We start from the raw sequence: 22,754 nt of genomic DNA, 5'->3' as shown, positions 1-22,754 counted from the left end.
ATGGGACAGGCTCGGACGCGCGCCCGCCGCGGGCCGCGCGGCCGCGGCGAATGGGCGACAGCTCCCTGCCGCGGGCGATGAGTGTGCGCGAGCGGCCGCCGAATTTGCAGCGGACGGGGCGCGTGTTAGCTGATAGTCGCATCCGTGGAGGTCGCGTGATGATGAAGCAATGGATGGTGGGTGCGGGTGTGTTGGGCTTGTGCGCGGCGCTCGGCTGCGGTGACTCCGGGACAGCGACCGGGGCCGAGTCGTCGTCGACGCAGGCGGAGCAGACGACCACGGGCGTGCCCGGAACGACAACCGGCGAGCCGGGGACGACGGAGGAGCCGACCGGGGCGCCGACCACGAGCGTCAGCGCGAGCGGGACCAGCTCCGGGGGCAGCACCGGCGAACCCGAGACGACCGCGGTGACGGCGACGACCGGGCCGGGCTGCGAGGCGCCGCTGGTCGAGTGCGGGGGCGCCTGCGTCGACACCCAGATCGACGCGGCGCACTGCGGCGGCTGTGACGCGCCGTGCGACGTGGGGCAGCTGTGCGATGCAGGGAGCTGCGTGCTGGACTGTCCCGAGGGACAGGTCGCGTGCGGCGATGTCTGTGTCGACACGCAGATGGATCCGGCGCACTGCGGCGGCTGCGACATGCCGTGCCTGGACACCGAGCTGTGCAGCGCGGGTGTGTGCGCGCTGGACTGCGATCCGGGGCTCGAAGCCTGCATGGGCGCCTGCGTCGACACCCAGACCGACAACGCGAACTGCGGCGGCTGCGACATGCCCTGCGCGCAGTGTCAGCAGTGCAGCACCGGCACCTGCGAGCCGCTGGCGGCCGGTCCGGCGCCGGGCATGATCACCGGCAACCTCGCCCCGTGCGCCAACAGCTCGGGGCCGTACTCGATCGCCAAGATCGATGGGGCGGTCAAGTACACCTGGACGGTGCCCAACGGATCGATGGTGACCGCGGGGCAGGACACCGAGGCCGTGACGATCAAGTTCGGCGCCAACAACGGCAAGGTGTGCGTCACGTACAACGACGGCTGCACGGACTCGCTGCCGAGCTGCATCGACGTGACGCTCGGCGGCGCGGCCCCGGGCAGCCAGACCTTCAGCTACACCGGCGCGGCCCAGGAGTTCGTGCTCCCGGTCTGCGTGTCGCAGGTGACGGTCGAGCTGTCCGGAGCCCAGGGCGGCGGCGCACGCTGCTGCGACAACAGCGTCCAGGACGACGGCGGCAAGGGCGGCTACGTCAAGGCGACGCTGACCGGCAACCCGGGCGACAAGTGGGGCGTGTACGTCGGCGGCAAGGGGGTCACCGAGAGCGTCGGCGGCTGGAACGGCGGCGGCCCGGGCGCTCAGTACGGGGCCGGCGGCGGCGGTGCGTCGGACGTGCGGGTCGGCGGCGCGACGCTCATGAACCGCTCGCTGGTCGCCGGTGGCGGCGGCGGCGGGAACTGTGGCTGCCCCGATCACGGGGTCGGCGGCGCCGGTGGCGGTCTCAACGGCGACCCGGGCATCAGCAACCAGGGCTGGCTGGCACCTGGCGGCGGGACCCAGAACGCGGGCGGTGCGGCTGGCTCGCCTCCGGGCCAGGCGGGCAGCCTCGGCGTCGGCGGCGGCCCGGCGAACTACCACGTCGCGGGCGGCGGCGGCGGCTACTACGGCGGCGGCGGTGCCTACGCGGCGGGTGCCGGCGGCGGATCGTCGTACTACGGCAACGCGATGAACGCGTCGACCGTCAAGGGCACGCGCGCCGGCAACGGTGAGATCAAGTTCACCTGGTGAGCTGTCCGCAGGGACAGGCGCGTGCGGCCCGCACGGGCCCAGCGCGCCTGTCCCTGATCTTCGTATTCTGTCCCATGGGACATGTCCATGAGGACATTGTCCGCAGTTCTAGAAGCGCCCGCTGACGAGCACGCCGCCGACGGTCGGGGCGAGCCGGAGGCCGGCGTGCGCGGGTCGGCCCGCCCGTAGGATGCGGACGCCGGGGACGATCAGGGCGGCGCCGAGAGCGAGACCGACGACCCCCGCCACGGCCCCCGCGGCGATCCGCGTCTCGCTGCGGTCGTGCTGCTGCTCCAGCGGGGCGAGCAGCTCCGCCGGGTAGCCGCCGCCGCGCGCCAGCTCGCGCTCGCTGATGCCGTGGACGTACAGCCCGTTGGCCATCACCGCCAGGCCCGCGAGGCCGCCCGCGGCCAGCAGGGCGCCCGTCGCTACCTGGGCCCGGGCCCGCGTCTCCGCGAGCCGGAGCATCCGCGCGTCGGCCCGGGTGCGCAGCTCCGGGGCGACGCCAGGCCCAACCGCCGCGGTATGGGTGATGCCGGGCCCGACCCCCGCGGTCGGCGTGAGCACCGGCCCGACCCCCGCGGTCGGCGTGAGCACAGGCCCGACCTCTGCGGCCGGCCTGAGCCCGGGCGAGTCCGGCGCGACCACGCTGGCGGCGGGAGCATCCGCCACGGGGCCGTCTCCGGCGGCGACGGGCGTGTCGGCGGCCGCGGCGGACGCGACCGCTGGCGCAGCGGCGACCGCCGGGACCTCGCTCCCGGCGGGGGCGGGTGGAGCCTCGCTCACCGGGGGCGCAGGGGACGCGACGGTCGGAGGCGCCTTGCGGGACCGCTTCGCGGCCCGGGTGGTCGCGGCCGGTCGCGGGCCCGGCTTCGGCTTGGCCTTTGCGGCCCGCACCTCGGCGCTCCAGTCGATGCCGGGGTCCGGAGGCGCGGCCGCGGTGGAGGCGACGAGCGCGGCGGTATCTGTCCCGATGGACAGGTACATGGAAAGCGTGGCGATGGTTCCAAACATTGTGGTGCTCGCAATCCGATCCGGGTCAATTGGCGGGCGCGTCGGCGAGGATCCAGCGCACGATCACCTGCGCGCTCGCGGCGTCGATCGGGGCCGCGCCGATCGGCATCTGCCCGCCGACCGCGGGGCTGCGCTGGACCAGCTTGTGGACCAGGTAGCTCTCGGTCGGCGCGCCGGGGAGGACGCGGCGCAGCGACCCGACCTGCGTGGAATCCTCGAGCAGCTCCTCCCACATGGCTTCGTCGTCGCGGTCGAAGCGGAGGTCGCCCGGCTCGACGCCGTCGACGTGGCAGCCCGCGACGGCGCAGCGGGCCGTGGTGACCGCACGGACCGCGGCGAAGCTCGCGGGCGGGGGCACGTGCGCGACGACCTCGACCGTGACCGGCAGGCTGTCCACGCCGCCCGCGCTGGCCGTGAGCTGGACGGTGCCGGGCGAGATGCCGAGCAGGGCGCCGGTCCCGTCGGCGAACAGGGTCAACTCGCCGCTGCTGGTCCAGACCAGCGCCGCGGCGGGCAGCGGCTCGCCCTCGAGGTCGGTCACAACGGCGTCGAGCTCGACGATCTCCCCGACCTCCACGACCACAGGCTCGACCGCCTCGATCTCGACTGCACCCACCGCGGCCGCCGGCTCCCCCGCCGCGCAGGGGAAGGACGCGGTCTCCGGGGCGCCCGCGGTGATCCACGCCGAGATGATCGCGACCCGGTCCGCCGCGAGGCTGCCGCCGAGCGGCATCTGGCCGCCGACGGCGGGCCCCGGCCCGAGCTTCTGCAGCAGATAGCTCGCCGCCGGGTCACCGGGTTCGACGCGCGCGCTGGCCGGGACCTGCGTGCTGGCCACGCCGACCAGCGCGGCGTATGCGGCGCCGTCGGCGAGGCTGAGGCCCGCCTGGGCCTGCGCGCCGTGGCAGGCCCCGCAGGCCTCGCTGAAGATCGGCTGGACCTCGCCCGCGAAGTCGCAGCTGCCGTCCGTCGGACCAGTGTCCGCGCCGGTGGTCGGCAGCCCGGTGCTGGTCGCCCCGGTCTCGCTGGCGCCAGTGCTGCCGGCGCCGTCGAGCTCGGGTAGTGTGTAGATGGAGCAAGCGCACAGGGGGATCAGGGCGCAGAGGACGCGTATTGTTGGCATGGGGAGCTCACCCGGTGCCCGCATCAACATTGTTGTTACTGCGAACCCCGAGAATTGCCGCGAAGCATACGGCGAACATTTGTCCGCGCTACCCGGTGTGCGACGCGGTCTCTCACCCAGCGTCTCGCCGCGCAGCACGCTGCGGGAGGCGAGGCCTTCGAGGCTGCGCGCGCGGCGAAGCCTGCAATGTAAGTCAGGCTACAGGCCGCAGCCTGGCCCCGCGCGCCGCCGCCGGATCGCCGCACCGCGCCGCCCCCGCCACCCCCCCCCCCCCCCCCCCCCCCCCCCCCCCCCCCCCCCCCCCCCCCCACCCCCCCCCCCCCCCCCCCCCCCCCCCCCCCCCCCCCCCCCCCCCCCCCCCCCCCCCCCCCCCCCCCCCCCCCCCCCCCCCCCCCCCCCCCCCCCCCCCCCCCCCCCCCCCCCCCCCCCCCCCCCCCCCCCCCCCCCCCCCCCGCCCCCCCCCCCCCCCCCCCCCCCCCCCCCCCCCCCCCCCCCCCCCCCCCCCCCCCCCCCCCCCCCCCCCCCCCCCCCCCCCCCCCCCCCCGGGGGGCCCCCCCCCGGCCCCCCCCCCCCCCCCCCCCCCCCCCCCCACCCCCCCCCCCCCCCCCGCCCCCCCCCCCGCCCCCCCCCCGCCACCCCCCCCCCGAAGGGGGCCCCGGGGGCCCCCCCCCCCCCCCCCCCCCCCCCCCCCCCCCCCCCCCCCCCCCCCCCCCCCCCCCCCCCCCCCCGGCGCCCCCCCCGCGTGCCCCCCCCGGCCGCCCCCCCCCCCCCCCCCCCCCCCCCCCCCCCGCCCCCCCCCCCCCCCCCCCCCCCCCCCCCCCCCCCCCCCCCCCCCCCCGGCGCCCCCCCCCGGGGCCCCCCCCCCCCCCCCCCCCCCCCCCCCCCCCCCCCCCCCCCCCCCCCGGCCCCCCCCCCCCCCCCCCCGGGCGCCGCGCCCGCGGCGGGCGGCAGCCCAGCCCCCCCCCGCCCCGGCACGACCGGCCCGGGCCCGAGGCCCCGCCCCGCCCCCCCCCCCCCCCCCCGCCCCCCCGGCGGGCCCCCCCGGCCCGCCGCGCCCCGGGCTCAGCGGGGCCGACTCGCCAGCCAGCGCTCCACCGCCTGCAGGCGCTCGCGGCTGGCGCCGCCGGCGACGAAGCCCTCGCGGGCCTGCAGGGCCAGCTGCCTGGCCCGCTGGCGATCGCCGCGAGCGTCCCACAGCGCCCGCGCGAGGGCGAAGCGCCGCTTGCCGAGCTCGACCGCGTCGCCCTCGCTGCGCCGCGTCAGTGCCAGTGAGCGCTCGAGCACGGCCAGCGCCTCGAGCGCTCGCCCGCGGTCCAGCAGCAGCTCGCCGAGCTCGAGCAGCACCGGCGGCACGCGTGCATTGCTCGGCCCGAGCTTGCGGTCGGCGATGGCGATGGCGCGACGCAGCGACACCTCGGCCTGGGCATACGCCCCGAGCGCCCGCTGCGCGCGCCCGATGGCCCACAGCGGCGTGATCAGCTCCGGGTGATCGACGCCGAGGTTCTTCTCGCGGATCGCCATCACCACCTCGAAGTGCGCCATGGCCTGCTTGTAATCGCCGAGTTCATGGTAGGTGTTCCCGAGCCCGACCTCGGCGATCGCCACATAGTTGCTCGTGGGGCCCACGGCCTTCAGCAGCACCGTTCGCCCGCGCTCGAGGTCCTTCGCCTCGGCGAAGCTGTCGCGCTTCAACGCCAGGCTGCCGAGGTTGACCAGCGCGCCCCCGACCTTGACGTCGTCGGGGCTCTGCTTCTCGGCCAACGCGAGCGCCCGCAAGAGCACCCCATGGGCCTCGTCGAGCCTGGGCCCCACAACTGTCCCCGCGGCGCCGTCGCCCGCGCGATCGACGGCGCCGCGACCAGAGATCGCGCGCCCCCCCCGCCGAGCCCGCGCCGCCGCTCGGCGATCGGCGCCGCGACCAGGTGCGCCGGCCAACACCCCGGCGCCGCGACCAACAGTGCCGCGCGCTGGCCAACACCCGCGCCCCCCCTGGCGCCGCCGATGGACTGCGGCATCGGAGACGACCTTGAGGACGCGCATGCGGCCGCGATGATCGACTCCGCGCGAAGGCCGCTCGCCAGCCGCGGCGAGCTTCTAGAGATGGCGTTGAGGACGCCGTCGTATTTCTCGCTAGACCGTCCGGTGCCCCGCTCTCGGAGCGTTTGCCAAGGACGAGCGGTCAACGGCCGTTCTGAGCCCGTTGGCCCCGATGTGCCTGGCATTTGGGCGACAGACCCCCAGCCTGGGTCATTAACTCACGTTCTGCCCCGGAGTTTTTTCTTGATGCACTTTGGATCCGCTCCGCTTACAACGGACACATGATCGGCCGCCAGCCGCTTCGGGTCTGCAGTGGAGCCTTCCTTGTTAGTGAATTGCAGGTGACACCGCTCTCTGCAGCCGCGTCGAGAGTTTCCTTGGGGCTTCAGCAGCCCTCTATCCAGAGATCGAGGAGTGGTGGCGTCGTCGTGTACTGCCGGATCTGCGTCGACGCGATCGTGTTATAGCGAGGGAGGACGGGAGATTGGTGGGCCTTTGCATCGGAAAGGTAGCGCCACGGTCGACCAAGCTCTGCACGCTACGCGTCGATGACTCTGTACAAAGCTCCGGCGTTGGTTCTCGGTTATTGGGCCGTCTGTTCCACGATGTAGCGAAGGTCGGTGGACGGCAAATCCACTTTACGATCAGCGAAGCCGTTGACACTAGGTGCGGGGCCTACTTTCGCAGGCTCGGGTTTTCCCAGCGTGGATACATCGGTCGGCCGGGGCGCGACGCTGGCGACGAGTTGATCTATGCAATGTCGAGTGCGAGTCTAACTTTCTGAGGGAGATTGAGCCATGGCAGTCGTTTTAGCGGGGCGGGGGGGGTAATCAGCTACTAACCGGGTTCACCTTTCCCGAGGCCGCCACCTCGCCGGGGTGGTGTTCTTATCAAGCTCAAATGGAGCGTCGCGCTACCGGAGGGCCTTTGCATCCGTGCGACTGCCAAGAGTTCGATCGGACGTCTGGACACGCTGGTCCGGCTCGTGGCCGACGGCGCCCCCCCTTTGTGGAGGTCGCGTTAACCTTCCCCCGCAAGCCGGGATCTGGCGCTTTCGCGCTGCGTTTCATGAGGAAACGGGGTGGTGCACGGTGCCGCACGGCGCTCTGCGGCTCTATACGAAGAGCCGCCGGTGTTTATGTGCCTGCTGGTGGCAAGGTGACCTTCGTTGGGGTTTGCTCGGTCTCAATTGGGCCCGAAAGGCTTTGTTGGTTGTGCCAGACCCCCACCTCACGGGGAGGGGGGAGGCCACCCACATCGGGGCCGGTTGGGGGTGGGCGTCGCGCCAGGTTGGGGGTGCTCCGCTGCTTGAGGTGCGCGGGCGGGGGGGGGTCCGCGCCGGACGGCCGCGGGTGCGGTCGATTGCCGCGGGGGCCTCGGTGGCTCCGGTGTGTATAGGTGGTTGGGTGCTAAAGAGGGCGGGCCGGGCTTCGGGCCTTGGTTGGTCTGACCAACCCGCGACGTTCGGCCCGCCTACCGAAAGGTCGGCCTTTTCGTGGGTGGGGTAACAGGGCGTGAGGGTGTATCACTCTCTCTGGTTTGATCTCGGCTGACGTGACCGGGGCGGCGACGGGGTGGGCGGGCGCGGGTGCGGCCCAGGTGCGGGGTGCGGGACCCAGTCGGGTGTGGGCCGGGCTCGCCGCGGGTCTGCCGAAAGTCCTGCGCCTGCGGCGGGGCCCATTGGACCGCCTGCGGGTGGCCGGGCCTCGCGGGCTGCGCGCCCGCCCCCCCCCCCCGCCGCCGCCGGGGGGTGTGGCGGGCCGCCCATCCCGCCGCGGTGGGGGGGCAGCTGGGTGGCATGGCCCGGCCGCTCGCTGCGCCCGGGGGTCGGCCGCCCACGTCGGCGATGCTAACACGCCTGCACACCCGGGCCTGGCGCGCCCGTAAATCATGAGCGCACTTGCATCTATCTCGGCGTGCCCCCAGCCGGGCGACCCAAAGGGCTTGTGGAAGGCGCCTCGCGTGGGATAGCGTGGAAACATGCGCACGCGAATGTGGTTCGTCCCGGTGATCGTCTGCGCTGCGACCGGATGCGGCGAACCACCTGCGACGAGCGAGACCAACAGCGCGAGCAGCGGGGCCACAGATACCGACCCCACCGGGACCGTCGGATCGTCCACCCCGACCAGCTCGAGCACTGATCCCGGCGCGACCGACTCCGCGGGGGACAGCACCGACGCAAGCAGCGCGAGCGAGAGCAGCACCAGCGGCACCGCCTCCGGCAGCACCAGCGAGGCCAGCGGGGTCAGCACCACCGGGACCACCGGTGGCGTCAGCGCGGGCGAAAGCAGCACCAGCGGAGCCAGCACCAGCGAGGCCAGCGGAGCCAGCACCAGCGAGGCCAGCACCGGTGACAGCAGCACCGGCGACAGCAGCACCGGCGACACCGGTGGAACAGACCTGTGCGCCGACGTCGTGTGCGCCGCGCTGGACGCCTGCGCGCTGCCGACCAGCTGTGACCCGATTCAGGACTGTGCACAATCGGCCCGGCGCCGAAGGTGTGGCAGGGTGATATGACATCACCGACGCCGCCAGCGTGGCGGCCCTCGCCGGCTTCACCGCGATCGACGGCAGCCTCTTCGTCACCAAGTCGACGACGATCGCCAGCGTCACCCTTCCCGACCTCCAGCGCATCAGCGGCTTCCTGTACGTGGAGGGCAGCAAGGTGACGGACCTGGCGCTCCCCGGGCTGGCCAGCGTCGGCCAATATGTCTACTTCGACAACAACCTGGCCCTGACCAGCGTCGGCCTCGGGAAGCTCGTCTCCGTGTGCGAATATATCCACGTCGACCACGCCCTGAGCCTGGTGGACCTCGATCTCGGGGCGCTCCAGATCACCGGGGATTCGGCGAGCTTCTACCGCGCCGGGAGCCCTGTGCTCGACCTTTCCAGCCTGCACACGGTCGGCGGCGACCTCGCGTTCTATCACACCACCCTGACAACACTGAAGATCGACAGCCTGGCCACGGTCGACGGATTCTTGTACCTCGATCACAACGCGAGCCTGGAAAACCTCGGGCCGAGCCCGCTCACCAGCGTCGGCGGATACTTCTACGCCGACGCCAACACAAAGCTGGCCAGCTTCACCCTCCCCAGCCTCAGCACGGTCGGCGATTATATGTACGTGACCAACAACGGCCTCAAGAGCCTGGGCCTGCCCAAGCTCGCCACCGTCGACGGCTACGGCTACTTCGCCAACAACGCGGCGCTGCCGGCCTGCTCGGTCGCCATGCTCACCGCGATGTTCGCCGGCCCGGTGACGAACTCGGGCAACAACGGCGTCGGCCCCTGCGACTGACCGGGCGTCTCACCAGCCCTCGCCGCCGGCGACCGTCAGCAAGATCTTCGAGGCCCGCTTGGGCGCGCCGTTGAGGTCCATCGGCATCTGCCGCAGCAGGTCGAGGACCGCGGCCCACTGCTCGCGCGCGACGCAGGCGTCCATCAGCGAACCATTGCGGTCGGCGCGGCGGCCCTTCGAGATCGCCTGCCACGCCCGGTGCGCCCCGACAAGGTCGCCGGCCCGCGCTATGTGACCGCTGACATCCTGCAGCGCGAGGTCGGCCGAGCTCGCCGCCCGCGCCGCCTCGATCGCCTTGTCCAGCAGCTCCGTGCTCGCCTCGCTCTGGCCGCCGCGGTGGGCCACCGCCGCGAGGATCACCGCCGCGTCGCGGTCGCGCGGGAGCTCCGCTCGGGCGCGCGTGAACCACGTCAACCACGCCGGGTCGTTCACCGCGAGCTCGGTCAACACGGCGACGCGGACCGCGAACTTCTCCGAGGCGTCGGGCGCGAGGGCCTCGACGCGGGCGGCGACATCGAGGCGCCCGAGCACGGCCGCCGCCGCCCCGAGGTTGGCGAGGAACGATCCCACGTGGTGCCGGCTCGCCAGCTGCCCCGCCGCCCCGGCGACGATCGCCTCGAGGCGCAGACGGGCGCGCTCGGGCACGCTGCGCGCGAGGCCGAGGAGAAAGTCTGCACATTCGGCGTGGCCCGGCTCGAGCTGCTTTGCGAACGCGGCCTCGGCCCGCGCGGCCTCACCGGCGGCCGCCATCGCGGCCGCCAGGCGCAGCTCCGCCTCGCGCGTCGAGAGCCCGTCGAACGCGGGCACCCACGCGAGCGCCGCGTCCCAGGCCTTGAGCTCGATCAGCCGCGCCAGCCCGCGGTCGAGCAAGCTGAACTCATTGTGGCCGTCGACCGCCTGCAGGCGCTGCAACAGGTAGGTCAGCTCGGCCACCGACGCGCGCGGCACGATCGCCGCGAACGCGGCGGGCGTCTCGGTCCACGACGGCTTGCCCTCCGCGCTCGTGAGGTGGGTGATCGCGTCGCGGATCCTCCCCACCGCGGCGAGGGCCTCGGCGACCACGCGGCGGTGCTCGGTCGAGTTGTTCTCCGGGTCGATCGTGGCGATCGCGGTCGCCAGCGCCTTCTCCCCGCGCGCCGCGTCGCCGAGCAAGATCCACGACGCGCCCAGCACCGCCAGCGGGCGACACTGCGGGGTCTCCTTCGCCGCCTTCTTCTTCAGCAAGGCCTCGGCCGCGGTCAGCCAGCGCTTGAGGCTCGCGGTCTGCTCGCGCGTCAACGCCGGGGCCCCGGCGACCCGCCCGGCCAGCGCCGTCATCACCGTCTCGCCGTGGGCGTAGGCGGCGAACCACGGGTCGCTCCATGCCGACCACCCGTCCTCGCCGTCGAGCGCCGCCGCAGCCCGCTCGAACATCCCCAGCGCCATGGTCCGCACCGCATACTTTCGCCGGTAGTCGTTCGCGTGGTAGCCGTCGCCGAGGCCAACAATGCCGGACTTGAGCAGCCCCGCGATATCGTCGAGCGAGCCGCCCACGGGCGGCCAGGCGGTCTTCGCGGCGCGGGTCGCGACCTTGCTGCGCTTGCCGAATTGCCGCTTGAGGATCGCCGGCGCCTCGGGGTCGGCGCAGGCCGCCCGCGCATCGGGCCAGATCTTCGCCTCGCCCCAGCGCCACGGCCACGCCCACTTGCGATCGATCACCCACGCGATCTTGCCATCGACCTCCTCGACGCTGGCGCTCGCGTCCTCGGGGCCGATCACCACGCCCTCGGGCAGCGCCGCCGCGACGCGCACCGCGTCGAGCGGGAACGCGGGATCGAAGTCCCACGCCGACCCGAGCTCGTCGCCGATCGGGCTCTCGCCGCTGGCCTCGACCGCAGGCTTGAACGCGCCGATCACGGCGCCGTCGCTGTCGCGATGGAACGCGAGCCCGAACGACGACCACGCGATCAGCACCCCGTCGCCATACGACACGCCGCTGCCGGCCGGCGCCGCGATGTCGAGGCGCAGCGTCGCCGCCTCGCCGAGCTCCCATATCTGCAGGCGCCCGGCGACGGTCACGGCGATCTTGCGCCCGTCCGGGCTCCAGGCGACGTGCAAGGTCTCGTCCTCGCCGGGCATCGGCGCGTCCGGACTGTAGCGATAGTCGCCGCGATCGTAGATAAAGATCCCCGGCTCGGCGCCCCAGCGATTGCCCGGCTGGACCACCGCGGCGAGGCGCGCCCCCGTCGCGCGACCACAGCAACGATTCGGCGCCGACGTGCATCGGCATCTTGCCGGTCGGCAGCCCCGTCCGCGCCGAGTAATACACGATGCCCGCGGGGTGCATCGCAAACTCCTCGCCGTCCGGTGAGAACGAGACCGGCGGCGCCGCAGCCTGCTCCCACGCGATCTTCCCGCTGCTCGCGTCGATCGCGTAGATCCGCCCGCCGCTGCTGCCGATGATGCGCTCCGGTGAGCCCAGGTCGCGTCGTGCAGCGGCTCCAGCCGTGGCTCCGAGTCGGGATCTTTCGCATCGACGCGCCCTGCCGGCGCGCACCAGCGCGGCTCGGGGCGCCGGCCGATCAACGGCACGATCGCCCCCAGCGCCAGCTCCGGACCCCAGCAGGCGATGTAGACGTCGCGGCTGTTGGGCGCCCAGGTCCAGGCCGGCGGCCGGTTCCAGCCGTCCGTGATGTAGGCGCACGAATCGGGCTCGCCAGACTTGCCGAAGGGGTCGAAGCTGCCGACCCCGTTGGTGTCATAGGCCAGACCGACGCGGCGGCCGTCGGGGCGCCACTGAACGCAGCCGGCGTGATCGGGCCAGCCGACCCCGCCGCCGATCCGCAAGATGTTCACGCAACGACCGGCGCGGACGTCCCAGATCTGCAGCACCCCGCCGCGATGGTAATCGTCGCCGACCCACGAGCCCGTGGCGAGGAAGCGACCGTCCGGCGAGAGGTCGACCCACGAGACCTCGACGTCGTGACCGTGACCGTGCCGCAGCAGCGCGCGGGGCCGCAGGTGTACCGTCGCGGCCCGATGCGCCGCGGTCACCCCCTGCGCGCGCTCGTGGGCGTACAACAGCTCGCGCAAGCCCGGCAGGTCGCGGTCGACGTCGAACTCGTCCCACGCCAGCGCCTCGATCGCCTTCGCCAGCTTCGCACCCGCCGCCTGCGGATCGAGCCCGGACAGGTCGAAGGCCGGGGTCACCTGCGCCTCCCTGGCGCCCTTCTTGGCGCCCCTCTTGGCGCCCTTCTTGCCACTCGCCTCGCCGCCCCCGGCGAGCGCCGCCATCAGCTCGGTCTCGCCGAGCACGGTGACCCCGAGCTTGCTCGCCGCGTTGATCTTGCTGCCCGCCTTCTCACCGGCGAACAGGAGGTGGGTGCTCTTGTTGACGCCGCTGCCGATCTTCGCCCCGAGCGCGACGAGGCCGGCCTCGGCCTCGGCCCGCTTGAGCTTGGAGAAGGTGCCGGTCAATACCACCGTCTTGCCGCGGACATCGAGGGTCATGCCCCCTGTGTACCCCGAGCGCGGGCCCGGCGTCGCGGGCCAAACACCCGGGCTCAGGGCCCGACGTGCGTGACCTCGCCGTCGATGACGGCGCCGACCCAGCTCGAGAGCGGGACGCCGTCGATCACCGTGGTCCAGAACGACGGCGAGCGCAGCACGGTGTGCCCCTGCCCGAAATTGTAGAGGACCTGGCTCTGGCCGATATAGTAGGTCGAGACGGTGTCCTCGTATTGCGTCCGCAGGTCGAGCAGGCCCTCCTGATACACGTCCGCGGGCACGATCGTCGGCACACCGCCGCAATTGTCGTGCATGCCGTTGCCCCAGCCGAAGCCCATAAACGTGCGAATGATGGTGTCCGCCGTGTTCGAGAACAGGCCAAAGCGCATGTCGGGGTACTTGGCGAGCGCGTGGGCGAGGGTGCCGCTGGCGAAGTCGTTTTCGTCCGGGCAATCGCCGCCGCACTCGGCGAGGAGGGTCTGGTCGAGGCCCCAAACCTCGCGAAAGGTCTGCTGCAGGCAGGGCGCGATCACCTTGTTGGTCATCGGCGGGCCCGAGTCGTCGATGACGATCATCTGCGGGCCGGGCAGGAACGCGTCGGCCACCTGCACGGCGTTGAGCCCGGCCCCGAACCCGCCGGCGCTGATGCCCGTCAGCAGCACCCGCTCCGCGTCGGCGAACTTCGGCACCCACTGCTCGAGGTACTTGCCAATGTTGCGGTAGCCGTGGAAGCGACGCACCTGCCCGCCCAGCTCCGTCTCCTTGTCGCCGCCGTGGATGTCCCCCGAGCAGTAGGGGACGTAGATCATGCTCCAGTCCTTGATCGGGTTGCCCGGGTTGTTGCGGTTGAAGATGCCGTCCGGCGGCGGGATGAACGGGATGTTGAACGCCGAGAAGTCGCACACGTCGTTGAAGCAGGCCCCACCGCCTCGAGGTAGATCATCAGGTCCTTCGCGGCGGGATTGTGGCTGATCCCGAACCCGGCCATATCTCCGTTCATGCAGACCGTACCGGGCACCTCGATATACTTCCACTCGAGCGGCGGGGTGTCGATGAGCGGGGCGGCCGTACAGTCCGGCAGGCACCCGTCGAAGCGGTCGTCGTTGCCGTCGTCGCACGCCTCCCCGGGGTCGACGTTGCCGTCGCCGCAGACCGGCCCGGACATCGAGGTGGCGCTGGCCTCCCCGCTGCTGCCGTGCCCCGTCTCGCCCCCGCTCCCGTCCCCGCTCCCGCCGTCGCTGGAGGTCGGCGCGCTCGCCTCGCCCGTCAGTTCACCCGCGCTGCCGCTCCCCGTGCCGCTGCTGCCGCTGGTGCCGCCCGAGCTGTCGCCGAGGTTTCCAGCTCCCGGACCGCCCCCACAGCCGCCGCCGGCGAGTGAGAACCATGCGACGACGGGGGCCAGGCGAGCGCTGAGTGGCTTCATATGCAAATTCTCGCAGGAGAATCACCCCGCCCGCGCCACAGTGTCAAGCCGGTCCGGCGCGCCGCCAATCGCCGACCACTGCCTCGAATCTCCCATGACATGACCCGTAATATCACCCGTAATATCACCCCCGGACTATGGCCCGGCGCCCCCAGGGCCGACGCCTTGACGATCCCCGGCGTCTGCGCGAAAGCTCGACCATGCGCTGGTATCACGACGTCTCGTATTTATCTGACGTGACAGCATTCACCACATCAGGCACTCACGGCCGACTTTGCCGACGCCGGGGCCCTGGTCCACGCGGGCGCAGGCGCCCAAGCCCTCGAGGCCCATGGGAGCCTCGCCGGGCTGATGCCACGGCAGGCACACGTTGCCGGCCTTGCAGAACGCGTCGTCGCCGACGGTGCACCACGCGGAGCTGCAGGCCTTGTTGTCGCAGTCGCAGATGGATTCGTTCCAGTCGCAGACCGGAGTTAGGGCCCCTGGTGGAGCCGTGGGGAAGCCGACACACGATTGCATTCCGTAGCCAAAGTTACTCGAGCACGGTTGCACCAACACGCACTTGAAGGTGATCCCGCTGCCGCTTGGGGAGCACATCCTCCAGAGGGTAGAGTTCGGGTGGTCCTTCAGGCACGGGCCGAAGCCCAGAGGCCCCGGCCCTGGACCACAGCAGTTCCCGTTGGTGCCTTTCCCTGGCGTGTAAGGGCAGGGGTCGCACACATTGCCGATGCCATCCTCGTCGATGTCGCCCAGGATGGTGCCGCCGGAGTTGTCCTGCGCGGGCCATCCGTTGGCGTCCTCCGGGCAGTTGTCGCAGGCGTCGGGATAGAGGTCGCCGTCGCCGTCCGGGGCCTGAAAGCCGCAATCGCAGGCGTCCTTGCCGCAGTCGCAGATATCGCCGATGCCGTCGTTGTCTCCGTCCGCTTGCCAGAAGTTGTGGACAAATGGACAATTGTCATCACTGTTGGGCGTCCTGTCGCCGTCCTGGTCGAGCACGCGGTTCATGTTCGGCACGCCGGGTGGCCGTCCCTGGGCCTGAAGGTAGAGGTCAAGCCGGGCGAGGATCAGGTCCGCAGGCAACTTGATCACAGCCTCTTGGGTCCCCTCCGGCCACGTTGCCCACCCGGGATCGTCGACTGCGTAGTCGGCGGCGAGCGCGTCGAGGGTGGGTTGTAGGCCCGGGCCCACCTGCGCTGCCAGCAGGGCGATCACGCTGAGCGTGAGGAGGTATGCGTTGTCGAGGTCGTCGGCGCCGGCGATGCTGGATTGCGCGGCCGGTCGCGTGAGCTTCACGTCCGAGCTGATTCTCAAGTAGTCGACCACGTCCTCCTCGGCGACGGCGAGTGCCTCGTCGAGGCACAACCCGCCCAAGAACAGGTCACGTGCGCGGATCTCGGTGACGTGGGTCAGGACGTTGACGTTGAACGCTGTATCCGCGGCGGCGCGGCCGAGCGCGCGCAGGGTGACGGGCTCGGCAGCGATGCTGTCGTCGAGCTCATCATAATAGGTGCCCCACACGGACACCGCCACCGGTCCCTCGGGGACATCGGGGACGGTGAACTCCCCGAGGTCGTTGCTGATGACGCCCTCGACGGTGTGACCGGTCGGTTGGCCTCGCCCATCGAGTGCCGCGATCGTGATCACGGCATTCGCGGTGACGGGTCCCTTCTCGGCGACGCCGTGGAACGTAATGAGCTTGCCGGAGAATGCTTCCACGCAGGCGTCGTCGACGATATTACCCGCAGAGTCAGTGTTGGTGCTCGAACCGGCGTCACTGCTCGATCCGGTGCCGATCGACTCGCTTTCACTGACGCTGGCCTCGCTGCTGGACGAAGCTGTCGCCTGACCGCCCGTGTCGCTGCAAGCGACGACGAACAGGAACGTGATGCCCAGGCCCCGCGACCGCCACATTGCTCGACGATACGCCGATCGTCGACACCCCACAAGCGTGGTGGCCCACTGGGCGGGCGAGGCGCAGGGTACGGGGTGCTCATTCGGAAATTTCGCGGGCGGGTTGAGTACCGGAGGGGCCGAGGGCCCCCTCGGACCCCGACGTCCCCGGCGAGCGACACACCGACCACCCGAGCCCGGCGTCGCCCGCCTGCCGGCCGTGCCGCTGCTCGCAGGCCGCGAACGCCTCGCAGGCCTCCGCCGGGGTGTCACCGAGATACTGCACGCGGTCCTCGGCCGGGACACACAGCGTGGTCGCCGCCCGCATCAACCCCTTCAACTCCGCGGCGTCCACCGTCCAGAGCCGCGCTGTCCTATCCTGCGAGGCCGTCAACACCCGCTTGCCGTCCGGGCTATACTCCGCCCAGTGCACCGGCCCCCGGTGCCCCTTGAGCTCGACCGGAGCCCCGCTGCCGTCCGTGGGCCAGAGCATGGCCTTGCCGCCGCCCGAGGCGGTCAGCACAGATCGGCTGTCCGGGCTCCACGCCGCCCACGCCACCGGCTCCCGGTACGCCTCGAGCTTGGCCACCCGCGCGCCATCCTCCGCCTGCCAGACCCCGGCGCTGCCGTCCTCCGAGGCCGTCAGCACATATCTCCCGTCGGGGCTGAAGGCCGCCGTATATACGTGGTCCTCGTGCCCCGTGAGCACCACCGCCGCGCCGCTGGCGAGCGACCACACCCGCGCCGTCTTATCATCGGAGGCCGTCACCAGCCGCGCCCCGTCCGGGCTGAACGCCGCCGCCCGCACCGCGTCTGTGTGCCCGCGGAGCTCGATCGGCGCGCCGCCGGCCAGCGGCCACACCCGCGACGTCCCGTCGGCGCAGCCGGTCACCAGCCGCCGGCCGTCGGCGCTAAACGACGCGGTCAGCACGACACCCGTGTGCCCCGGGAGCGCCACCCCGCCGCTCCCGTCCTTGGCCCACAACATCAGGCGATGGTCGTCCGCCGCCGCGACGATGCGCTCGCCGTCGGGGCTCAGCGAGGCCCAGAGAAACCCCACGGGCTGCACCGCCTCGCCCACGGGCTGCGCCGCCTCGCCCGCGGGCTTCGCCGCCTCGCCCACGGGCTCGAGCCGCCGCACCGCGCCGCTGTCGACCTCCCAGAGCCACGCGGGCCCGTAGTAGCCGGTCGCCACCCGCTTGCCGTCCGGGCTGATCGACGCCACCAGGATCCACTCGCGGCCGATCGCGTCGGCGGCGATCGGCATCTCGCGCGGCGCCCCGCGGCCGTCGCCGTCCCACACTCGCACAGTATGATCATAGGTGACCGTCGCAATGCGCCCCCCGTCGCCGCTGAACGACGCCCACTGCACCGGCGACGAATGCTTCAGGGTCTCGCCCGCGAACGCCGGACCGCCGACATTCCACACCCGCGCCGTCCCGTCGCGCGAGCCCGTCACCATGCGCTCCCCGTCCGCGCCGAACGCCGCCGACAACACGATATCTGCGTGCCCGCGGAGCTCGGCGACCAGACGTGCATGGTCGCCGTCCTGCCCCCATATCTGCACCTCGCGCGCGGCGCCCAGCTCGGCCGAGAAGGACCACGCGCGCCGGCCCTCGGGGCTGGCCCAGGCCGATGATACGACACCGCCGTGGCGCTCGAGATCCGCCCCCACCGGTTCCTGTTGGCCCGCCTGCGTATTCCACACATCAAACACACGCCGCCCCTCGCTATCGCGGGCCAGCGTCAGCACCCGCTCGCCGTCCGCGCTCCACGCGATCGACAGCACACCCTCGCGATGCAACGTGATCGGCGCCCCGCTGCCGTCGGCGTTCCACAGCCTCGCGCGGCCATCCGCGACCGTCGCCACCCGCCGGCCGTCGCCCGAGAACGCCGCCGCGAAGGCCGGGACGAGCGCCCCCGCGGGCTCCTCCGCCAGCGCCTTCCCACTCCACCCCGGGTTCGGCCGGAACACCGGGCCCGGAACCCCATTGTCATCCAGCGCGTCCCCGACATAGGAATCATGGTCGGTCTCCTGGGGCGGCCCCGGCTGGCGTCCGCCGCGGCCGTCGGCCCGCCAGATCCACGTGCGACCGCCCGTGTCATACCCGACGACCCGCGCCCCGTCGTCGATGAAGCTCGCGTTGTACATCCCCGCCGAGTCCTTCAGCTCCACCACGCTGCGCCGCCACACCTCCTCCCAGGTATTCCAGGGGCCGACCACGCGGATCGGGCCATCCAGCGGGACGATCAACTGCGCCCCGTCGACCCGGCTCGCCTCCGACTTGACCGCCAGAGCCACCGGATCCCCGGACCCGTCGGCGCGCCACACCCACGCCGCCCTGCCCTCTGCCTCCGTCGTCAGCACCCGCGTGCCATCCTCGCTGAACGACGCCGCCACCATGCTGTACCCTCTGCTCAGCGCCTCGAAGCGCCCGCGTAATCGCAGGTCCACCGGCGCCCCGCGCCCCTCCGCGTCCCAGATGCGCACCCCGTCGGCGACCGGCAGCAGCAGCACGCGCTCGCCATCGCGGCTAAAGGACGCCGATCGGATATGTCGGTAGTCGCCGACGTCCGCGCGCTCGGTGGGTCCCGGCAATTCGACGGCGGTCCCGCTACCGTCCGCCCGCCACACCCGCGCCGTCCCGTCCGCCGAGGCCGTGACGATCCGCGTCCCGTCGCGGCTGAACGCCGCCGAGTGCACCGGCCCGCGATGGCCCCGCAGCACCACCGGCACACCCCCGCCGTCCACCTGCCACACGCGCGCCGTCCCGTCGGTCGAGGCCGTGACCACCCGCGTCCCGTCGGGGCTCAGCGCCGCGTCGACGACCGAGCCCGTGTGGCCCCGCAGCAGGGTCCGCGTGGACGGCTGCTGCAGCGCGTCCTGGGCCTCCTGCAGCCACCCCGGCACGGTATCGGTGGACTTGATCTCGACGAGCCCGAGCAACGCGCGGGTCGGGTCGCGGATCGCGAAGGTCCGCACATAACCCATCCACGCCGCCTCGCGCGCCCGCTCACGGGCCGCGACCGCGTCCTCGCGCAGCCGCTCGGCCCGCGCCATCTGATCCTCCGCCAGGCCGCGCATGTGCAGCGCATACGATCCCAGGGTCAGCCCAGCGACGGCCCCCAGCGCGAGGATCAACATATAGACCTTCTGCAGGCGGCGCCGCCGCGCCTCCTCGGCCCGCAGCTTGCGCGACTGCTCGAGGAACTCCCGCTCGCCCTCGGTCAGCAGCGCCGCGTTCTCCTGCGCCCACGCCGTCGCGCCCGGCAGCGCCTGCGCGCTCAGCAGCTGGGCCGGGAGCCGCCGCCCGCTCTCCCACAGCTGCGCCTGCACCTGCAACGGGTGCAGGTTGGCCGCCTCCCACGCCTTGTTGTCCTGCAGCACCGGCTCGACCAGGCGGTCGTGGCTCAGCTCGAACCAGTTGGCCCCGGCGCGCTGCTCGCTGCGCACGAGGTAGCTGGCGAGCAGCGGCTCGATCAGCGCATTGTCGAGGCCCGCGCTGCGTCCGGCCTCCTGCCGCACCTGCGAGCGGATCCCGCCGACGATCAGGCGACTCCCGACCCATTCACGCAGCGCCCGTTCCACCGCGATATCGCCGCAAGCGATCTTCGTCACCGCCTGCGCATAATAGTCGGCGAGCGCGGTCGACACGCTGGCATATTGCGCGATGTCCTTCGCCTCGATGCTGAGATCCTCCTCGGGCATCGCCGCCCACAGCCGGCGCCCCACCACTTGCAGGTGCACCGGCTCGACATACGGCCCCTGCTCGGCCACGAAGCTGCCGTCCGGCTGCTGCACCTGGACCGTCGAGAGGTCGTGGATCAGCTGGTCGACCGCCGGGAAGCTGCGTCCGCCCGCGCGGGCCAGCTCCACCGCCGCCTCGCGCGCGCCGGCCCGCCCCAGCAGGTCGAGGCGGAAGGTGTTGGCCATCTGCGTCGGGATCCGATCGCGGTACGGCGCGAACGCGGCCAGGAAGTCCTCGCGGATCAGGAACAACGCCCAGATCGACTGCGAATCGAGGGCCGCGCCCACGGCCGTGAAGAAGGCCTGCTTCTCCGCCACCGCCCACGGCGCGACCGTCAGCACCTCCTCGAATTGATCGAAGAGCAGCACGATCGGGCGCCCCTCCTGGCCCTTGCGCCGCGGCCGACTGCCCAGATACGCCGCGAACTCGAGGCCCGCCAGCTGCGCCGGGCTGCGGCGCTGCGCCGCCGGCAGCTCCTCCTCCAGACTCAGCATCGCGCTCAGCACATAACGATTGGTCGCGGCCGGGACCCCGGCCAGCCCGGCGGGATCGAGGTTCACCCGGATCGTCCGCCAGACGTCGAAGTTGCCGGCCCGCAGCCGCGGGATCAACCCCGCCTGCACCAGCGAGCTCTTGCCGGCCCCCGACGGCGAGTGCAGCACCACGATGCGGCGCGCCTGCAGCAGATTGTACAGCTCGCGCAGCTCCGTGCTGCGCCCGTGCAGCGCCTCACCCTGCTGGATCGGTCGCGGGCCGACGAAGGGGTTGCGCTCAGAAATTCCACTCATCCTCGGCCTCCTTCCCCGCCGGCTCCGCCGTCAGGCTGCCCGCCGCCGCCAGCTCGGCGCGCAGCGCCCCCAGGAACTCCTCCGCGCTGCCCCAGTAGATGTCAATGTTGGCCTCCTTCCCGAAGTACTCCGCCAGATAGGCCTTGGCCCCCTCGACGTCGGCCATCGACTGCATGTCGGGGTCGAGCTGCACCGCCACGTGGCAATATTGCTTGAGCCGCTCCCGCCCCGGCAGGTTCATCATCAGCCGGAACAGCACGCGAAAGTGCCAGTCGGTCAGGCGAAAGCCGAGGAACAGCAGCGAATTGTCGACCAGCGCGCTCTCCACCTCCGGCGGCGTCAAGCGGGCGGCCGAGGTGTGGATCAGGTAATCGAAGTAGTCGTCCTCGGTCAGCACCAGACCCTCGTCGCTGCCGGGCCCGAACGCGCCGAAGGCGTGATAGACCAGCGGCGCCTTCACGCTCGGCTCGGCGATCGTCTGCTCCGCCGCGCTCTGCGGCGCCTTCTGGTAGCGCCAGCGCGTCAGCACCTGCTGCGGCTCGCGCTTGTTGGCCTTCAGCGCCCGCTCGAGCAGCGGGTCGAAGTTCGCCGTCATGTACACCGAGGCCGGCAGCTCGGCCAGGATCCGGTACGGGTCCGTCGGGTTGTCCTCCCGCTGCCGGTCGCCGACCAGCGCCAGCAGCTTGCCGAGCTTCGGCTTGTTGGTCGCCGGGGGCAGCTCCGCCGCCGGCAACCAGCCCCGGTGCTGCTCGATGAGGTCCGACAGCAGCTGGTCCTGATATGCCCGCACCACGTTATATCGCGACTCCTTGACGCTCATGTACTCCGTGACCCGCGGCAGGTCGTCCCACTCGTGCGCCGCGAAGGGGAAGCGATTGGCCCGGGCCAGGCTCTGGGCCGTATCATGCGAGTCCCCGTGGACCGCCTCGAGCAGGCGCGGCCCGAGGATCGGCACCACCTTGCCGCCCTGCACCGGCTTGACCAGGCGGCGCCACACCTCCTTGCTCTTCTCGCCCGAGAAGCCCGGCGTGTACCACAGGCGGCCGGCGCTCAGGCGCGTGAACAGGGCCGGCATCCACGCGTCCTCGCGCTCGCGCACCTTGCCGCGGGCCACCGCCAGCGCGCGGTCGATCTGCCCGTCGCGCAGCAGCTCGCTGAAGAACACCGGCAGCATCCGCTCCACCGTCACCATCGTGATGAAGCCCTGCATCGCCAGCACCGCCGGCACCCCCGCGTCGGCGAGCCGGGCCGCCAGCGTCGCCTGCACGCTGCTGCGCTGGCTCGCCTCGACCTGCAGCCCGTCGCCCGCGCTCTGGCACGAGGCCAGCACCACCAGCCGCGGCGCCTTCTGCAGCTCGCCGATCTGCAGCGCCAGCTCCTCGCCCTTCACCACCGTCGCCTCGCCCGCCTCGTTCTGCAGGATCAGCGCGGGCGTGTTGGTGCTGCGCCCGAACATGCCGTGGCTGACGAGATAGAGGATATCGACCCCGCCGCGCAATACGTCGATCAGCCGCCCGAGCGTGAAGGGATCGCCCGGCCCGCCGAGCGTGCGCACCTGGACCCCCGCGAGCGCCGCCCGCACGCGCGAGACCTCGCCCGCGAAGTCGACCGCCGCGAGCCCCCGCTGCTGCAGCGACGCCGCGGGCGGCGCGGCCACGGCGATCACCGCCGTCAGCTCGCTGCGAGCCCGCAGCTTGATCGGGCGAAAGTCGCGGGAGACCATGAAGCGCGACAGCAGCAGGGTCTCCGAGGTCGTGAGCGTCGCCCCGCTCTCGGGGTGACGCAGCAGCTCCCAGCGCAGCGCCTGGAGCTCCTGCGCCGACGGGTCGATCACCAGCGACAGGCGCAGGCTGGCCCCGCTCGCCTGGGCCGCCGTCTCGACCTGGACGAAGCGTTGCTTCACGTCGCGGTCGGAGAACAGCTGCTCCGCCAGGGTCCGACCATAACTCGCGGCATTCCCCTGCAGCCCGAGCAACACCGCGGGGTCGAGGGCCGCCCCGCCGCGCAGCGGCGCGACCTGGGCCTGGCTGGCGGGATCGCTGTGCGACAGCTCGACCTGATATGAATCGGCGAAGCGATGGAGCGAGATGCTCAGGGTGTAATAGCGTGCTTCCATCGTCACTCCGGGGACCGCGTGGCCCCGATATCGCGCGCCGGATCGATCCGCGACC

Annotated in this window: 14 protein-coding genes; 5 read left to right on the top strand and 9 right to left on the bottom strand. The window is 72.4% G+C overall.

Annotated elements, in window-relative coordinates; translation table 11 throughout:
- Positions 1-158 precede the first annotated feature (158 nt).
- The gene (locus IPJ59_RS18090; RefSeq protein WP_293272648.1) at positions 159-1,775 is read left to right on the top strand and encodes an MXAN_6577-like cysteine-rich protein; all 1,617 of its coding nucleotides are present in this window, start codon (positions 159-161) and stop codon (positions 1,773-1,775) included.
- A 108-nt stretch (positions 1,776-1,883) separates the two neighbouring features.
- Here IPJ59_RS18090 and IPJ59_RS18085 read toward each other — a convergent pair whose 3' ends face one another.
- The 3 genes from IPJ59_RS18085 to IPJ59_RS18075 form a co-directional block, all read right to left on the bottom strand.
- Positions 1,884-2,762, bottom strand: a complete 879-nt coding sequence (locus IPJ59_RS18085; protein WP_293272647.1) for a hypothetical protein — start codon at positions 2,760-2,762, stop codon at positions 1,884-1,886.
- A 52-nt stretch (positions 2,763-2,814) separates the two neighbouring features.
- Positions 2,815-3,912 (bottom strand): hypothetical protein, encoded by a 1,098-nt coding sequence (locus IPJ59_RS18080; RefSeq protein WP_293272646.1) that lies wholly within the window; start codon positions 3,910-3,912, stop codon positions 2,815-2,817.
- A gap of 1,062 nt (positions 3,913-4,974) precedes the next feature.
- Positions 4,975-5,724, bottom strand: a complete 750-nt coding sequence (locus IPJ59_RS18075; RefSeq protein WP_293272645.1) for a tetratricopeptide repeat protein — start codon at positions 5,722-5,724, stop codon at positions 4,975-4,977.
- Positions 5,725-6,283: 559 nt separating this feature from the next.
- Between IPJ59_RS18075 and IPJ59_RS37915 the strand changes: the two genes are divergently transcribed.
- The 4 genes from IPJ59_RS37915 to IPJ59_RS18065 all read left to right on the top strand — a co-directional run bounded on the left by IPJ59_RS37915 (position 6,284) and on the right by IPJ59_RS18065 (position 9,247).
- Complete coding sequence (locus tag IPJ59_RS37915) at positions 6,284-6,733, top strand: GNAT family N-acetyltransferase (RefSeq protein WP_366524630.1); 450 nt, start codon at positions 6,284-6,286, stop codon at positions 6,731-6,733.
- Positions 6,734-6,838: 105 nt separating this feature from the next.
- Positions 6,839-6,973 carry a 2'-deoxycytidine 5'-triphosphate deaminase domain-containing protein gene (locus tag IPJ59_RS37910; protein WP_366524629.1) on the top strand — a complete coding sequence of 45 codons (135 nt, stop codon included), beginning with the start codon at positions 6,839-6,841 and terminating at the stop codon, positions 6,971-6,973.
- 956 nt (positions 6,974-7,929) lie between these two features.
- A complete protein-coding gene (locus IPJ59_RS18070) occupies positions 7,930-8,466 on the top strand; it encodes a hypothetical protein (protein WP_293272644.1) in 537 nt (178 codons plus the stop codon).
- A 19-nt stretch (positions 8,467-8,485) separates the two neighbouring features.
- Positions 8,486-9,247 carry a leucine-rich repeat domain-containing protein gene (locus IPJ59_RS18065; protein ID WP_293272643.1) on the top strand — a complete coding sequence of 254 codons (762 nt, stop codon included), beginning with the start codon at positions 8,486-8,488 and terminating at the stop codon, positions 9,245-9,247.
- 9 nt (positions 9,248-9,256) lie between these two features.
- Here the strand turns inward: IPJ59_RS18065 and IPJ59_RS38725 are convergent, their stop codons facing one another.
- From IPJ59_RS38725 to IPJ59_RS18035, 6 genes are all read right to left on the bottom strand, one after another.
- A complete protein-coding gene (locus IPJ59_RS38725) occupies positions 9,257-12,736 on the bottom strand; it encodes a BRCT domain-containing protein (protein WP_293272642.1) in 3,480 nt (1,159 codons plus the stop codon).
- A gap of 53 nt (positions 12,737-12,789) precedes the next feature.
- Positions 12,790-13,638 carry a pectin acetylesterase-family hydrolase gene (locus IPJ59_RS18055; RefSeq protein ID WP_293272641.1) on the bottom strand — a complete coding sequence of 283 codons (849 nt, stop codon included), beginning with the start codon at positions 13,636-13,638 and terminating at the stop codon, positions 12,790-12,792.
- The gene (locus IPJ59_RS18050) at positions 13,539-14,156 is read right to left on the bottom strand and encodes a hypothetical protein (protein ID WP_293272640.1); all 618 of its coding nucleotides are present in this window, start codon (positions 14,154-14,156) and stop codon (positions 13,539-13,541) included. The genes IPJ59_RS18055 and IPJ59_RS18050 overlap by 100 nt, the downstream gene beginning before the upstream one ends.
- Positions 14,157-14,402: 246 nt before the next feature.
- Positions 14,403-15,872, bottom strand: coding sequence for a thrombospondin type 3 repeat-containing protein (locus IPJ59_RS18045; RefSeq protein ID WP_293272639.1), 1,470 nt, complete (start codon positions 15,870-15,872; stop codon positions 14,403-14,405).
- 274 nt (positions 15,873-16,146) lie between these two features.
- The gene (locus IPJ59_RS18040) at positions 16,147-20,583 is read right to left on the bottom strand and encodes an nSTAND1 domain-containing NTPase (protein ID WP_293272638.1); all 4,437 of its coding nucleotides are present in this window, start codon (positions 20,581-20,583) and stop codon (positions 16,147-16,149) included.
- Positions 20,567-22,699 (bottom strand): CHAT domain-containing protein, encoded by a 2,133-nt coding sequence (locus tag IPJ59_RS18035; RefSeq protein ID WP_293256871.1) that lies wholly within the window; start codon positions 22,697-22,699, stop codon positions 20,567-20,569. Before IPJ59_RS18035 ends, IPJ59_RS18040 begins: the two co-directional genes overlap by 17 nt.
- Positions 22,700-22,754: the final 55 nt, after the last annotated feature.

Origin of the sequence: Nannocystis sp., assembly GCF_016714285.1 — a bacterium.
Lineage (GTDB): Bacteria > Myxococcota_A > Polyangia > Nannocystales > Nannocystaceae > Nannocystis.
The sequence above is the reverse complement of the archived record's forward strand: the minus strand, read 5'-3'. Positions and strand labels throughout refer to the sequence as shown.